General features: G+C 62.7%; 12 protein-coding genes. 9 read left to right on the forward strand and 3 right to left on the reverse strand.

The genetic code is table 11. The annotated features are described in order from the left end of the window. Window positions 1-13 precede the first annotated feature (13 nt). Genes KQH53_17960 through rsmG form a run of 4 tightly spaced genes read left to right on the forward strand, consistent with a single transcriptional unit; the run spans window position 14 to window position 3,681 of the window. Window positions 14-631, forward strand: a complete 618-nt coding sequence (locus tag KQH53_17960) for a LysE family translocator (GenBank protein ID MCB2228566.1) — start codon at window positions 14-16, stop codon at window positions 629-631. A 38-nt stretch (window positions 632-669) separates the two neighbouring features. Continuing rightward, window positions 670-2,013 (forward strand): tRNA uridine-5-carboxymethylaminomethyl(34) synthesis GTPase MnmE, encoded by a 1,344-nt coding sequence (gene mnmE / locus KQH53_17965; GenBank protein MCB2228567.1) that lies wholly within the window; start codon window positions 670-672, stop codon window positions 2,011-2,013. A gap of 9 nt (window positions 2,014-2,022) precedes the next feature. Then, window positions 2,023-3,105, forward strand: coding sequence for a restriction endonuclease (locus KQH53_17970; protein MCB2228568.1), 1,083 nt, complete (start codon window positions 2,023-2,025; stop codon window positions 3,103-3,105). 12 nt (window positions 3,106-3,117) lie between these two features. Then, entirely contained in the window at window positions 3,118-3,681 is a 564-nt protein-coding gene (gene rsmG / locus KQH53_17975; GenBank protein MCB2228569.1) for a 16S rRNA (guanine(527)-N(7))-methyltransferase RsmG, read from the forward strand. Between the two features lie 260 nt (window positions 3,682-3,941). On the opposite strand, the gene KQH53_17980 is transcribed toward rsmG, so the two are convergent. Beyond that, entirely contained in the window at window positions 3,942-6,317 is a 2,376-nt protein-coding gene (locus KQH53_17980; protein ID MCB2228570.1) for a PAS domain S-box protein, read from the reverse strand. A gap of 450 nt (window positions 6,318-6,767) precedes the next feature. Here KQH53_17980 and trmFO point away from each other — a divergent pair, with 450 nt between their 5' ends. The 4 genes from trmFO (at window position 6,768) to KQH53_18000 (ending at window position 11,508) form a co-directional block, all read left to right on the forward strand. Beyond that, window positions 6,768-8,141 carry a methylenetetrahydrofolate--tRNA-(uracil(54)-C(5))-methyltransferase (FADH(2)-oxidizing) TrmFO gene (gene trmFO / locus KQH53_17985; GenBank protein ID MCB2228571.1) on the forward strand — a complete coding sequence of 458 codons (1,374 nt, stop codon included), beginning with the start codon at window positions 6,768-6,770 and terminating at the stop codon, window positions 8,139-8,141. Window positions 8,142-8,168: 27 nt separating this feature from the next. After that, entirely contained in the window at window positions 8,169-9,140 is a 972-nt protein-coding gene (locus KQH53_17990; GenBank protein ID MCB2228572.1) for a hypothetical protein, read from the forward strand. Continuing rightward, the gene (gene rimO, locus KQH53_17995; GenBank protein ID MCB2228573.1) at window positions 9,137-10,447 is read left to right on the forward strand and encodes a 30S ribosomal protein S12 methylthiotransferase RimO; all 1,311 of its coding nucleotides are present in this window, start codon (window positions 9,137-9,139) and stop codon (window positions 10,445-10,447) included. The genes KQH53_17990 and rimO overlap by 4 nt, the downstream gene beginning before the upstream one ends. Window positions 10,448-11,208: 761 nt before the next feature. Then, the gene (locus tag KQH53_18000) at window positions 11,209-11,508 is read left to right on the forward strand and encodes a hypothetical protein (GenBank protein ID MCB2228574.1); all 300 of its coding nucleotides are present in this window, start codon (window positions 11,209-11,211) and stop codon (window positions 11,506-11,508) included. Window positions 11,509-12,016: 508 nt separating this feature from the next. Here KQH53_18000 and KQH53_18005 read toward each other — a convergent pair. Further along, entirely contained in the window at window positions 12,017-12,562 is a 546-nt protein-coding gene (locus KQH53_18005; GenBank protein ID MCB2228575.1) for a hypothetical protein, read from the reverse strand. Further along, window positions 12,540-13,490, reverse strand: a complete 951-nt coding sequence (locus KQH53_18010; protein ID MCB2228576.1) for an adenine nucleotide alpha hydrolase family protein — start codon at window positions 13,488-13,490, stop codon at window positions 12,540-12,542. Before KQH53_18010 ends, KQH53_18005 begins: the two co-directional genes overlap by 23 nt. Before the next feature lie 126 nt (window positions 13,491-13,616). Here KQH53_18010 and KQH53_18015 point away from each other — a divergent pair, with 126 nt between their 5' ends. Continuing rightward, window positions 13,617-14,960: a pentapeptide repeat-containing protein gene (locus KQH53_18015; GenBank protein ID MCB2228577.1), complete on the forward strand. Its 1,344-nt coding sequence runs from the start codon at window positions 13,617-13,619 to the stop codon at window positions 14,958-14,960. Window positions 14,961-14,984: the final 24 nt, after the last annotated feature.

Raw genomic sequence — 14,984 nt, forward strand, 5'->3', positions numbered from 1 at the left:
AAAGGGTGGGCTTATGAGTTGGGAGCTTTACACCGCCTTTGTGGCGGCCAGCGCCTTGGTGCTGGTGATTCCCGGACCCACGGTGATGCTGGTGACCAGCTACGCCCTGGGCCAGGGGCGCGGCACGGCCTGGTACACCGCCGTGGGCGTGGGCCTGGGCGACCTCACCGCGCTCAGCCTCTCCCTGGCCGGGATGGGAGCCCTGCTCGCCGCCTCGGCCGCCGCCTTTTCCCTGCTCAAATGGGCCGGGGCCGCATACCTAATCTATTTGGGCCTGCGCATGTGGCGCTCGGGCTCGGCCTTCGCGCCCCGGAGCGGCGCGGCCCCCAGCGGGCGCTCCATGCTGGCCCGCGCCTACGTGGTCACCGCTTTGAACCCCAAGAGCATCGTCTTTTTCGTGGCCTTTTTGCCCCAGTTCGTGGACCCGGCCTTGCCCCCCTGGCCCCAGCTGATGCTCATGGCGGCCAGCTTCGTGATTCTGGCCGTGGCCAACGCGGTGCTCTATGCCTGCGCGGCGGGCAGCCTGGCCCGGATGCTGGCCCGCCCCGGCCGCGACCGCCTGCTGGGCCGGGTCGGCGGCGGGGTGCTCATGGGCGCGGGGCTCATCACCGCGCTGTGGCGGCGGGCGTGAACCAGGGCGGCTACATCCAGGGCGACACCATCGCGGCCATCGCCACGGCCAGCGGGGCAGGGGGCATCGGCATCCTGCGCATCTCCGGGCCCCAGGCCCGCGCGGTGGGGGAGCGCCTGTTCCGGCCGCTGGGGGAGGGCCCTGCGCCCGCCGAGGAGCCCCGCCGCCTGGTGCTGGGCCGCGCTTTGGACGGCGAGGGACGCGAGCTGGACCAGGTTCTGGCCGTGTTTTTTGCCGCGCCCCGCTCCTACACCACGGAAGACGTATTCGAGATACAGGCCCACGGCGGCCCGGCGGTGCTCAAAGAGCTGCTGGCCGCGGCCTTGAGCGCGGGTTGCCGCCTGGCCCGGCCGGGCGAGTTCACCCTGCGGGCCTATCTGGGCGGCCGTTTGGAGCTTAGCCAGGCCGAGGCGGTGGGGCAGCTGATCAACGCCCACTCGGGGGCCGAGGCCCGTTTGGCCCTGGCCGGTCTGGCCGGAGGCTTGGCCCGGCGGCTGGCCCCGGTGCGCGCTGCGCTAACCAGCGCGGCGGCGGCGGTGGAGGCGGCCATCGACTTCCCCGAGGAAGCGGGCGAGATCGCCGGGGCTCCGGTGGCCGCCGGGCTGCGCGAGGGAGTCGTCGCGCCCCTGGACAAGCTGGTGGCCGAGCGCGCCGCGCGGCGGGTTTGGCGCGAAGGGGCCCTGGTGGTGCTCTGCGGTCGGCCCAATGTGGGCAAAAGTTCCCTGTTCAACGCGCTTTTAGGCAGCGAGCGGGCCATCGTGACCAGCATCGCGGGCACCACCCGCGACGCCATCGAGGAGGCGGCGATCCTGGGGGGCGTGGTCTGCCGCCTCACCGACACCGCCGGCCTGGGCCTGGAGCCTGGCGAGCTGGAGGAGCTGGGGCGGGCGGCGGCTCGCGAGCGCCTGGGCGCGGCGGATTTGGCCCTGGTGGTGCTGGACCAGGCCGCGCCGCTGAGCGACGAAGACCGGGCGGTGCTGGCCGCCACCGAGGGGGTGCCCCGGGTGATCGCGGCCAACAAGAGCGATCTGGACGCGGCCTGGCCCCTGGGCGAGGCGGGGGAGGGCGCCCTGAGCGTGAGCGCCAAGACCGGCGAGGGACTCACCGAGCTGGCCGAGGCGCTGGGAGGGGCGCTCACCAAGGGCGAAGCCGAGCCCGCCCCCGGCGAGGCGGTGGCCGGCAAGCGCCAGGCCGAGGCCCTGGCCGCCAGCGCGGAGGCCTCGCGCCGGGCCTTGGCCGGGCTGGAGAGCGAAGACCCTCAGATGGAGCTGATCTCGCTGGATCTGGCCGTGGCCCTGGCATTTTTGGGGGAAGTGGACGGCATCGACGCGCCCGAGGCGGTGATCGAGGCCATTTTCGACGATTTCTGCGTGGGGAAGTGAGGGGGATGAATGGTTTGGGTGTTTTATGGCTTAATTTGTGGTGGTATTGCCTTTGGAATCGTAAAAGCCCTAACTGTTAAAGTTAGATATAGCGCATATAATCAAAGACTTAAACTATATTTAGACGGTAGAGATACCGCCTTCAAAGAAGGCATTCTACAAGGCCGCAACTGGCTCGCAGAATTTATCGCCGAAGCTGAGCGTGTTTTAGATCTCCGGGATGACTATCTTAAAAATAAAAAGCACCCTGCGCGGAAAGCTGCGAAAGTTGTATCAGAGGTAAAGAAGGAAAAAAAGGAACTGCAAAAGCAATATAAGTTCCTAGAATATCAATTGAAAAGTTATGAGGAATACTTCCCTGTACTTGTAGATTTTAGAGATGCAATTCTCGACGAAACAATCCCGCTCTCGGCAAACGCCGCAAATGCGGAGGGACTGGAATCTGCTGATCCAACAACAAAATTCTTGTCAAACCAAGAATGGAATTCTCTTGATGAAACAGAAAGGAATCAACTTGCCCTCGATCGTTATGTTGACCGCCCCAAAGCCAACTGGGAAATAGGTCGGTTTTATGAAAGGTATCTTGGATACCTTCGTGAACAAGAGGGATGGGACGTCGCATATTTCGGTGCGTTGAAAGGTTTTGAGGATCTTGGCCGCGATTTAATTTGTAAACGGGACAAGGTTGTCGAAATCATTCAAGCTAAGTGTTGGAGTGCTAGCAAGACAATTCACGAAAAGCATGTTTTTCAGTTGTATGGCACTACCCTTTTGTATCGAATGCAAAATCCAACAGAAAAAGTAACTCCTGTTCTTGTCGTGACGACGGAATTGTCAGAGGTGGCTAATAAGGCTGCCGAAGAGCTTGGGGTTAGGGTTGAGCTCGTTCCTCTCAAATTTGACTACCCCAAGATCAAGTGCAACATCAACCGGTCTACCGGTGAGCGTATATACCACCTTCCCTTTGATCAACAGTATGACCGTGTAAAAATAGATCAAGCAGGAGAATGCTACGTTATGACAGTAGCAGAGGCCGACGAGCTCGGTTTCAGGAGGGCATGGCGCTTTAAGGGGACCATCAAGGCGAATTAGGAGCAAGGAAGCTTGTCCGAAGGAATAGAAAACAATGAAATTCAGTTTAATGCTCTGATTGCCGAACTCCTCCGCTGGAACCGCACGCACAACCTCACCGGCCACCGCACCGCCGAGGAGGCTGAGCTAAACCTTATTCAAGACTCTCTTGCTCTTGTTCCCCATATTCGCGGCAATACGCTCCTGGACATCGGTTCGGGGGCAGGCTTCCCCGGCCTGGTGCTGGCCTTGGCCCTTCCCGAGTTGCACGTGACACTTTTGGAGCCCCGCGCCAAGCGCATCTCCTTTCAGAAACACGTGGTGCGCACCCTGGGCCTGGAGGGCCGGGCGCACCCGGTGCAGGGCAGGGCGGGCGAGGATCTCCTGGAACAGCGCTTCGACACCATCACCCTGCGCGCGGTCACCGACATCCCCGGCTCCTTGGCCCTGGCCCGGCCCTACCTGGCCGATGGAGGGGCCATCCTGCTGGCCCGGGCCCAAAAGGACGCCGCCGAGGCCCGCCAAAGGGGCCTTGAGGTGGTGGAGTACACTCTGGGCGGCAAAACAGCGCCCCGTATAATCGCTATCTACACGTAATAAGGGATAGTCGGCTAGGTTTCACGTGAAACATAGGTTGGGCGGGTGCATCGAGGGTGCTCCCGCCCTCAATGTTTCACGTGAAACTTCATGGGTTGTTGCGTTGAACTTCCGTTGAAGCCGTCTCGCCCCCCGGCACAGCCAGCCGCCGGAAGGCCAGGCGTCTGGGGAGCGAGGGCCGGAGGCGTATCGGGGAATACGTCGAGGCCCGAGCGAGGCCAGCAACGCAGTATTCCGGTGGCTGGCGAAGCCGGCTCAGATCAGGCGTCGTTCAAAGGAAGGATGATGCTGAAGGTGCAGCCCTGGCCCGGGGCGGTGTCCACTTCCACCCTCCCGCCGTGCTGCTGGATGATGCCGTGGCTGATGGCCAGGCCCAGGCCGGTGCCCCGGCCGCGGGGCTTGGTGGTGAAGAAGGGCTCGAAGATGCGCCGCGCCACCTCCTCGTCCATGCCCGGGCCATTGTCGCTGAACACCACCCGGATCTCCTCGGCCTCTTCGTCGTGCGCCGTGGAAAGCTCCAGGACGCCCTCGCCCTCCATGGCCTCGGCCGCGTTGATGAGCATGTTCAAGAAAACCTGCTCCAGCTTGGCCCTCTGGCCCCAGAACACGGGCAGGCCGTGCTGCCAGTTTTGCTTGATCTCCACCCGCCGGAGGATCATGTGCCCGTCCATGAGCGAGAGCATGTCCAGAAGCACCCGGTTTAAGTCCATGGGCTCCTTTTCCGGGGTGTCCTGGCGGGCGAAGTCCAGCAGGCCGCGCACGATGATCTTGCAGCGGTTGGTCAGCTTGATGATCTTGTCCACGGTGGGGGACACCTCACCCTGGTCCTTGACGTCCTCCAACAGGAGATGGGCGTAGGTGAGGATGCCGCCCAGGGGGTTGTTCACCTCGTGGGCGATGTCAAAGGCCAGCTTGCCGGTGGCGGCCAGGCGCTCGGAACGGATGAGCTGCTCCTCCATGGACTTGCGCATGGTCACGTCGCGGGTGGTGAACAGGATGGCGCTGGCCCCCCGGTAGGGGCAGGGGGTGGCGGTCACCTCCAGGTCGAACAGGCCGTCGGGGCGGATGCCCTGGCCCTCGAAGACCTGGGCCGCCTCGCCGCGCTCCACCGAGCGCATCCATTCCAGATATTGCCGCCGGCAGGAGTCGGCCAACAGCTCAAGGAAATCGCTGCCCGCCTGATCCAGCCGCCCCAGGCCGAAGCACTCCAAGAAGCTCTGATTGGCGAAGACGAAGCGCTTGTAGTCGTGCAGCACGATGCCCTCGCGGTTGGACTCGACCAGGGTGCGGTAGAGCGCCTCGCTCTCGGCCAGCTTGCGTTGCAGCTCCTTGGTCTCGGTGGTGTCCACGATGGCTTCCACCGCGCCGGTGACGTTGCCCGCGTTGTCCCGGAGCGGCGCGGCGGTGAAAAACAGCTCGCGGGGCTTGCCTCCCAGCTCCTCGAAGAACTTCTCCGCCTCCCAGGCCTCGGGGGCCAGGGGAGAGCGCCGGAGGTTCTCCTTGCCGTAGTTGGCTTGGAGCTGGGCCGGGTCGTCCATGACCACCACGTCGGCCAGGGACACCCCCTTGGGCCGCTTGAACACCTTCCACACCTGGTCGGTGCCCAGGATATTGTCCCGGTCCCAGCCGGTGAGCTCCTCGCAGGCCTTGTTCCAGTGGATCACCTTGTGGGCCCGGTCCACCACGAAGATGGCCACGGGCATCACCTCCAGGATGGAGGCCACCAGGCTGTGCTCGGCCTGGGCCTGGGCCTGGGCCCGCTTGCTGGCGGTGATGTCCTTGATGATGCCCTCGTAGCCCACCACCGAGCCGTTGCGTTGGCGCACCGAGGCGGTGATGGCCACCTCTATGGGCGTGCCGTCCTTTTTCTTGAAGCTAACCTCGTAATCCTTTACAAAGCCGTCCTTTTCGATGGCGGCCTGAAAGGCCTGACGGTCGGCGGGGTTGAGGTAGGCCTTCTGGGCGCTGTCCGGGGTGGACAAGAGATCCTCGGCCGAGTCGTAGCCCAGCAGCTCCACCCCGGCGGGGTTCACGTCCACCCAGCGGCCGTCGCGGGTGGAGAGGTAGATCATGTCGCGGCTGTTGGCGAAGATGCGGCTGTAGTCGCCCTGGCGGTGGGAGAGCTGGGCCTGCAAGAGCACATGCTCCACCGCCCCGGCCAGGAGATTGGAAGCGGCGTGGCCGAAGTCGGCGCTCCAAGCGGGCGCCTCCTTGAAACGCAACAGGGCCAGGCCACTGCCCGAAGGGCGCGACAGGGGCCACACGGCCAGATGTTGCCGCTGGCCCAGGTCGGCCAAGAGCTTGTCCAGCAGGGGCCAGCCGCTGTTGGCGGCCTCCCGGCTCTTGGGGGAGATCACCACCCAGCCGATGCGGCCCAGGGGCTCGCCCGGGCAGGCCGGGGGAGCCTGGCTGATGGTGCGCAAACGCCGCGCCCCGGCCGGGGGCAGGCCCCAGGTGGCGGTCAGGCTGAGTTGGCCGCCGCGCTCCCAGGCGCACACCGCCCCGCCGCTGGCCCCCAGCAGGCCGCCCACCGTGGCGATGAGGGCGCGGCCCTGCCGGTTGGGCGGCAGATTGCGGGCAAGGATGGGCCGGAGCTCTTCGCAGATCCGGTTCAGTTCGACCAGCGGCCTAGCCAAAAGAATTCTCCAGGGGAGCGGTGAGGATGGGAAGATTGTATAATCCCCCGGGGAATACTGTAAAGTAATAAGAACAAGCTTACAAACTGAGAAAAATGACGGTCGCGGGGACTCGGGGGGAGCCGGAAGGGTGCTTTTCGGCCTGGAAAGAGCCAATCGCCGCTAAAAAGCGTGCCCCGCGCGGCAGCGGGCCACATCGGAGAGACCGGCGGAAGGCATAAAATCGCGGCGTGGGCCCAAGGCGGACCATATAAGCTATTGGTTGTATGGTGGCGCAAGGGGCCGTAACTCAAGCGGGATTTACCATAAACCAAATCAGGGGAGCTAGTTTCACCTTCCCTGTCCCCAAAACCAGGGCGGTTTATGCCCCCTGGGCCCCCAAAGAGCGCTGCTGTCGCGGCCGAGGGGCCAACCCGGCAAGGCCGGGCGTGAGAAAGGTGACGAGAGAGCATGGCCGAAGAGCTTTTGGTGATCGGAGGCGGTCTGGCCGGCTGCGAGGCGGCCTTGGCCGCGGCCCGGTTCGGGGTAAAGGTAACTTTGGTGGAGATGAAGCCCGCCGAATTCACCCCGGCGCACCATTCTCCCCACCTGGGCGAGCTGGTTTGCTCCAATTCCCTGCGTTCGGCCCAGATATCCAGCGCGGTGGGCCTGCTGAAGGCCGAGATGGCCATCATCGGCTCGGCCATGATGCGCGCGGCACGGGAAACCGCGGTGGGCGCGGGCAAGGCCCTGGCCGTGGACCGGGAGCGGTTCGCGGCGCACCTGGAGGCCCAGATCGAGGCGGAGCCCAACATCTCGCGCGAGACCCGCCGGGTGGATACCCTGCCCAACACGCCGGCCATTTTGGCCACCGGGCCTTTGACCACCGAGGCCCTCGCCGAGGAGCTTGGCAGGGTAACTGGCAGTGATCACTTGCATTTTTACGATGCCATCGCGCCGATCGTCTCCCTGGAAACGGTAGATATGTCCTCGGCTTGGTGGGGAGACCGCTACGGCGAGCCGGGGGAGGGCGACTACCTCAATTGCCCCTTAAACAAGAGTGAATATGACGCGTTTTACGCGGCCCTGACCTCGGCGGCCCAGGTGCCGCTCAAGGATTTCGAGAAGGCCCGCTTCTTCGAGGGCTGCCTGCCCATAGAGGTGATGGCCTCGCGCGGCGAGAAGACGCTGCTTTTCGGCCCCATGAAGCCGGTGGGCCTGGACGACCCACGCACCGGGCGCTGGCCCCACGCGGTGGTCCAGCTGCGCAAGGAAAACCAGGCCGGCACCATGCTGAACCTGGTAGGCTTTCAGACCAAGCTGACCTACCAGGCGCAAAACCAGGTGTTTCGCCTGATCCCCGCCCTGCGTGAGGCGGAGTTTGTCCGCTGGGGCTCCATCCACCGCAACACCTTCCTGGATGCCCCCCGAGTTCTGGACCCTTTTCAGCGCATTATCGGGAAGTCCGATCTTTTCGTGGCCGGCCAATTGGCCGGTGTGGAGGGGTATGTCGAATCGGCGGCCATGGGGATACTCTGTGGAATCAACGCGTCACGCCTTGTGCACAAAGAAGCTTTACTAACCCCACCGCCAACCACTGCTCTGGGCGGGTTGGTGTCGCATTTGCAAAACCAAGCCAGCAAGGACTTCCAACCATCAAATGTGAACTTCGGTTTGCTGCCTCCTCTGGAGGAAAAAGTATATAAAAAGCAGCGTGGGGCGGCCCAGGCCCGTCGTGCCCTGGCCGATTTGGCCGCCTGGCTGAAACTGGAAGGTTTGTCCCCCCAGGAGCCTCTACCCGAGGTTCAGGACGTAACTTATACAAAATACAAGAAAAAGCGTTAATGTTTCACGCTAGTTTATGGTGAAATCATGGCCTTTATACCCCTGACGTCAAAAAATTGGCACGGCTGGCTGGGCGCGGGGATCTTCGCTTTCGCCCTGGCCGGCTCTCTGGCGGGGGTGGAATGGGTCCGCGTCTGGTTCTACCAGATGGCCTGGTGGGGCTACATCGGCCTGGCCGACGCCCTGGTGCAGCGTCGCGCGGGCAACAGCCTGATAATCAACCGATTCAAGACCTTTGCCCTGATGTGCCTGGCCAGCGCCGCCTTCTGGTTCGCCTGGGAGATGGTCAACCTGCGCCTGCAAGACTGGTTCTACGTGGGGGTACCGCCCCGTTTGGCCGAGCGCTGGGCCGGCGCTTTCATCGCCTACGCCACGGTGCTGCCCGGCATTTTCGAGACCTACGAGCTTCTGCGCGTCTGGGGCTTCCGCCAGGGCGCCAATATTCGCCCGATTCCGGCCACCAGGGCCTGGTACCCATACTTTGTTGGGGTCGGCGCGCTAATGCTAATACTTCCCATGGCTTGGCCCCATGTATTTTTCCCACTGGTTTGGGGTAGCCTGGTGTTTTTGTTGGAGCCGTTGAACCATTTTTATGGTGTCCCCAGCCTGATGCGCTCCTGGGAGCGGGGCGACCTCTCGCCCTTCCTGGGCCTTTTGGTGGCAGGCGCCATCTGCGGGGCCTTTTGGGAGTCCTGGAACTGGCTGGCCGGGGCGCGCTGGGTCTACAACATCCCCTACCTGGCCGAGCCCAAGATTTTCGAGATGCCCTTGGCCGGTTATCTGGGCTTTCCTCCCTTTGCGGTGGAGTGCTATGTTTTCTTTGCCTCGCTGTGCATCCTGCGCGGCGGGCGCGGCTGGGAGGCGGCCGACTACCGCCGCACCCTTTTCGCGCCCATCCCCCGCTGGCTGGGCTGGCTCCTGGGCCTGGGCGCGGTGGCCTACGGCCTGTGGATGTGCGCCATGATCGACGCCTACCTGGTGAAGGGATGGGCCTCTTGAGCGGTCTCTACTATCTGGTCAATCTGGGCTGCGCCAAGAACTTGGTGGAGGGCGAGCATTTGGCCGGGCTGTTGCTGCGCGCCGGGTGGGAGGCCACCGACACCCCCGAGCTGGCCGAGCTGCTTTTGGTCAACACCTGCGGCTTCATCCAGCCCGCGGTGGAGGAGGCCATCGAGGCGGCCCTGGAGTTGGCCGAGGCCAAGGGACCGGACCAGCGCCTGGTGGTGGCCGGCTGTCTGGTGGGGCGCTACGGCAAAAAGCTGGCCGCCAGCCTGCCCGAGGTGGACCTGCTGCTCGCGCCCGGCGAGGCCCCCCGCCTGCTGGAGCACCTGGCCGCCCCGCCAAGCGGACGCCTGGCCATCAGCCCGCCGGCGGGCATCTTCGGCGCGGCCGATCCCCGCGCGCTCAGCACCGGGCCGGGCTGGGCCTATCTCAGGGTGGCCGACGGCTGTGTGCACTCCTGCGCCTTTTGCACCATCCCCAAGATTCGCGGCCGCCTGCGCTCCCGCCCGGTGGCCGACGTGGTGGCCGAGGCCCAGGCCCTGGCCGGGCAAGGCGTGAAGGAGCTTAACCTGGTGGCCCAGGACCTCACCTCCTACGGCCGCGACTTGGGCGGCCCCGGCCTGGCCGAGCTATTGGCCGCGCTGGCCGATATCGAAGGCATCGCCTGGCTGCGGCCGCATTACCTGCACCCCGACCTGCTGGACCGCGAGATGATCGCGGCCATGATCGCCACCCCCAAGGTGGTGCCCTACTTTGACCTGCCCTTGCAGCACATCGCCGACCCGGTCTTGCAGGCCATGGGCCGCCGCAAGACCGGCGCGGAGCTTCGGGCGCTGGTGGCCGAGATCCGGACGCTGTGCCCCCAGGCCACCCTGCGCACCACCCTGCTGGTGGGCCATCCCGGCGAGGGCGAGGCGGAGTTCGCCGAGCTGGAGCGCTTCGTGGCCGAGACCGGCTTCGACCGCCTGGGCGTGTTCGCCTTTTCGCCAGAGGCGGGTACCCGTTCGGCCCGCATGGAGGCCCCGCCCGAGGAGCTGGCCCTGGAGCGTCAAGAACGCATCATGGCGATGCAGCAACGCATCAGCCGCGAGCGCCTGGCCCGCCTCCAGGGCGCGGAGCTCCCGGTGTTGGTTCTGGGCCCCCACCCGGACAGCGACCTGGTCTGGGCCGGACGCACCGCCGCCCAGGCCCCGGAGGTGGACGGCCTGGTGATCATCACCGAAGGCTCGGCCGAACCCGGCAGCATCGCGCCCTGCCGCATCACCGCCACCCACGATTACGACCTGGAAGGCACCCTGCTCTAAATTCACTCTCCGCCTTTCCCCTGCTTCTCTCTCTTTTCTTTCTCTTTCTCCTCTCCCCCAACCACCCCCCGCCGGGGTCGCAACTGGGCCGGCGTCTCCGCGCCCCACCCCAGCCTGCCTCCCGCCAACCTCCCTAATCTTTCCCTCCCCCGCCTCCGCTTGCCCAGGCCCGCGACCCCGCCCCGCCAGCGAGCGCCTCTCCCCGGCAACCAGTGTTATGCCGGCCCTGGGTGACCCCGACAAAAAAACGCTTTTCTTTCGTTTTTTCTCCTTTCTCTCTTCTCTTCTTTCTCTTCCTCTTCTTTCTTTCAAGTTGGGTACTGTTAGGTTTCGCTTCGCTCTAGCCAACCCACACTTTTCTTCTCTCCCCCAACCACCCCCCCGCCGGGGTCGCCACTGGGCCGGCATCTCCCCGCCCCATGAAATCCTGCCTCCTACCAACCTCCCTAATATTCCCCGCCTCCGCCTCCGCTTGCCCAGGCCCGCGACCCCGCCCCGCCAGCGAGCACCTCTCCCCGGCAACCACTGTTCTGCCGGCCCTGGGTGACCCCGACAAAAAACGCTTTTCTTTTCTCTTTTTTCCCTCCCTTCTCTTCCTCTTCTCTTCTCTCCTTTTTTCTTCTTCTCTCTTTCTTCTCCCCACCCCAGCGTTTCTCCCCCCATCCCCGCGCTGCCCCCCCATCCCCGCGCTGCCCCCCCATCCCCGCGCTGCCCCCCCATCCTCCTGGTGCTATACTGGCCCCAAGAGGAGGAGCCGGCTCTTGCGCGAACCCATGCTGCCATACGAAAACCTGGGCGAAGGTGCGCTGGATACCTTCGGCAGCCTCCTGGCCTGGGTCTTCCTGGTGGGCACCCTCCTGGTCCTGCTGGTCATCTTCATCTGGGTCCTGCTCAAGGTCTTGGCCCACCTGGGGCTGTACAAATCCACCGGCCCCATCGATGAACGCATGGGCCGCTTGTTGGTGCTGTGCATTATGGTGGTGGTGATGGGCGGGGCGGTGTCGCTGCTTTTCTACTGGTTTACGGTCGATCCTTCCCCTGAATGGCCTCCGCGGCCATAACCGGCCGCCTGCGCCGGGCGCCTGGCAGGTCGCCTAAGAATTAGAGCGCTGCTTAAAATTACAGAAATAGCCAGTCATCGCGAGGAGCGGCGGCCACGGGCGTTGGCAGGAAGGGGAAACCCTCCCGCCGCGACGTGGCGATCTTCCTTGGTGTTGCCGCCGGGGAGGAACAAAGAGAAGAAGGGGAAAACAAAAGAAAAGGTGTTTTTTGTCGAGGTCGCACGGGGCCGGCATAACAGTGGTTGCCGAAGAGCGAGACTCGCTGGCGGGGCTTCCTCGCAGACCTGGGCAAGCGGAGGCGGGGGAGAGAAATTTTAGAGAGGCTCGCTAGAGGCAGGCCCGCGCGGCGCGAGGAGACGCCGGCCCCTTGGCGACCCCGACGGTGGGGGGTGGGGGAGAAGGGAAAAAGTGTAGGTTGGGTAGAGCGAAGCGAAACCCAACAGTACCCAAACTGAAAGAAGGAAAAGGGGGACAGAATAAGAATAACGAGGTGCTGGCGGGGCGGGGCCTAGTCGCCCGAGCCCGGTTTGCCCAGGCGCTCGATCTGCTGGCCCAGCAGGTGCAGGCGCTCGGCGATAAGCGGCTCCTCGTCCAGCACGTTCAGGTGCCCCCAGCGGGCCATGGCCAAGACCAGGCCCTCGGGCTCCAGGTCGATTAGCGCCACGCCCTCGGGCTCGCCCACCAAAAAGGGATACACTCCTCTCCCGCTGCCTTCTTCGGGCGCGGCGGCCATCATCTGCCGCCGCTGGGCCGGGGTGGCCAGCCAGGGCCGCACCGTGTCGGCGTCGTCCAGCGGGGCCAGGGCCAACAGCTCGATGGCCTCGCTCTGGCTCAGGCCGTCCAAAATGGCCAACGCCACCGGGGCCTGGGGCCGGGTGATCAGGTACAGGCGCAGGCGCTCGGCCTCTTGCAGGCGCTCCAGCTCGGCGGTGAAGTGGGCCGGGGTGTAGGCCACATCAGCCGGGCGGAACAGGCTCTGCCACTGCTCGGCAAAGGCCGCGATGCGACCCAGCTCCCCCTCGGGGTCGAAGCTAACCGGGCTCTTGAGCCGCACGGGCCTTCCTTTCCTCGCGCTCGGCCGTGCGCTCCAGGAAGCGGCACACCGTGCAGGTCTCGGCAAAGGTGGGCGTGCCGCAGGTGGGGCAGCGCTGGAAATCCTTCGGCGCGGCGGGCGGCCCGTCCTTTTGCTCCAGATAGCCCATATAGAAGTTCATGCAGGTGCCGGGCATGCGGTCTTCCAGCAGGCGCACCGCCTCGGTGTAATAGGGCAGGGTGGCGCCTTTGCTGCGGGGGCAGTCGCCCCGGGCCACCGGCAGATCGTGGGCTTTGGCGTAGCTCTTAACTTCCGCCGCGTGCAGGCGGCACAAGGGCTTCACCTTCTTGGCGAAGGCTCCCGGCACTCCGGGCAGGGTGGGCCACTGGTTCTCCAGATAGTGCTCGTGGCGCCGCACCAGGTTTCCCAGCAGGCGCGCCGCCTCGTCGTCCAGGTGGTGACCGGTGGCGATAACGTCGCAATCCAGCTCCAGGGCCAGGCGGTTGAGGTGGTAGCGCTTGAGGGTGCCGCACACCGAGCAGAAGGAGCGCTTGTTGGCCCAGGCGATCTCCTGCACCGTGAACCCGGCCAGCTTAGCCATGTTGAACACATGCAGCGGCGCGCCCAGGCGTTGGGCCATCTCTTGGCACGAGGCCAGGGATGCCTCCCCGAATTTGCCGTCGCCCAGCTCCAGGGCCACGTGCACCCCCTCGGCAGGGTAGCCCAGCTCGATGAGCACCTGCCACAGGGCCAGGGAGTCCTTGCCTCCGCTGACCGCCACCAAGACCCGCTGGCCGAACTCCAGCATGTCGAACTGCTTGATGGCCTTTTCCACCTGCCGCCGGAAGAACACGCCCAAACAGTGGTCGCAAAAGCGGGCGTTGTGGCTGGGCAGCCGGTGCCGCGCCGGTTTCTTGCAGCGCGAGCATTTCATGCCTTCGGTGTTCAAATGAAAATACCCATCTGGCTATGAGGTATAAATATGTAGTATAGTCAATAGAAAATATACCGTCGCTCTCCTGATGTGCCAGCACAAAGAGGGCGTGAGGCATATTAGAATCCCGGGGGGGAAATCATGAAAACTAGTTTAGTTGGGATAGTATTGTCTCTTTTAGTTTCTTTAGTGATACCCATAATGGTTTTTGCTGAGTCTGCACAACCGAAATTTGTAGTAATGCTGGGAAACGGAAGGAAACTAACTGAATCCCAGCTAAAAAAGATGTTGGATAAACATTACCAATGGATTTGGTCTGACAAAAAGAGTGGGGCGCAAGCGAATTTTACAGGTGCTATATTGGAAGATGTTGACCTTACGAGAGCATTTCTAGAAGGAGCCAAATTTAATAACACCTTGTTTAACAGAGTGCTTTTAAAAGGGATATCTTTCCAAGACACAGTTTTTGTAAAATGTAAATTTCAAGACTCTGATTTAAGTGATACGTTCTTCGTAAACTCAAAGTTTGAGGACAGTGTGTTTTCGAACACCAAATTAACAAACGCCTTTTTTAAAAAGGTTACAGCAAATAATTGTAACTATATAATGTGTGATCTCACAATGACTGCATTGAACCAGACGAATTTTAATAAATCGATGTTTCATGAAGTTCTGTGGTATAGAGCGAAGATATCTTCAGCTACGTTTGCCGGAACTGTAATTACAAAAAATAAATTTAAAGAATGTTTTATAGATAGAGGGAATGTCCGCACCCCCGATGATTTAGAATACGAAGTCGACTTCTCAAAAGCATTCTTTGTCGATAATGACTTCGAGGGGACGGCCCTGGACATTATCAATGAAAAAATCCCAAATATAAGTTTTCTGGCAAGTACACATAATCTTGACTTGTTAACCTACCGTTTGTTCCCAGTTTGTCTTATAAAATTGCGCAATCTTGCCTTTTCTAGCGGCTTAAGTACCCAGGAGCGCCAGCTTACGTATGCAATTATGCGAAATGACCGCAAAAAAAATTATGGCCATTTTGAGGGGCTAGTCGCATACGTTATTTTTGAATTGCCTAGCGGCTGGGGCATGAATCCTGGCCGTCCGCTGTCAATAATGCTATTTCTCATACCGTTTTTTGCCGTTGCTTACTGGTTCGCCCTCCGTGGAACCGACGGGGATGGAATCTACCGCGTATGGAGCCCTACACGAATCTTAAAAAAACCTGAGGAGGAAGGCGTTGAACGGCTGGGCGCTGGCAAAGCCTGGCGCAACGCCCTCTACTTCTCCATCCTTTCCGCCTTCCACATCGGCTGGCGCGACCTTAACGTAGGCAACTGGATCTCGCGCATGCAACCCCGCGAGTACACCCTGCGGGCCACTGGCTGGGTGCGCGTGGTCTCTGGCATCCAGTCCCTGATCAGCGTGTATCTTCTGGCCCTGGCGGTGCTCACCTACTTCGGCCGCCCCTTCGGCTAGGCCCTGGCCGCATAAATATTGCCC

Source organism: Desulfarculaceae bacterium, assembly GCA_020444545.1.
GTDB lineage: Bacteria > Desulfobacterota > Desulfarculia > Desulfarculales > Desulfarculaceae > Desulfoferula.

Excerpts from the sequence above, each read along its gene's own strand:
- KQH53_17960 (MCB2228566.1), top strand. The coding sequence starts at position 14 with ATGAGTTGGGAGCTTTACACCGCCTTTGTGGCGGCCAGCGCCTTGGTG.
- KQH53_17970 (MCB2228568.1), top strand. The coding sequence starts at position 2,023 with ATGGTTTGGGTGTTTTATGGCTTAATTTGTGGTGGTATTGCCTTTGGA.
- trmFO (MCB2228571.1), top strand. The coding sequence starts at position 6,768 with ATGGCCGAAGAGCTTTTGGTGATCGGAGGCGGTCTGGCCGGCTGCGAG.
- KQH53_17990 (MCB2228572.1), top strand. The coding sequence starts at position 8,169 with ATGGCCTTTATACCCCTGACGTCAAAAAATTGGCACGGCTGGCTGGGC.
- KQH53_18015 (MCB2228577.1), top strand. The coding sequence starts at position 13,617 with ATGAAAACTAGTTTAGTTGGGATAGTATTGTCTCTTTTAGTTTCTTTA.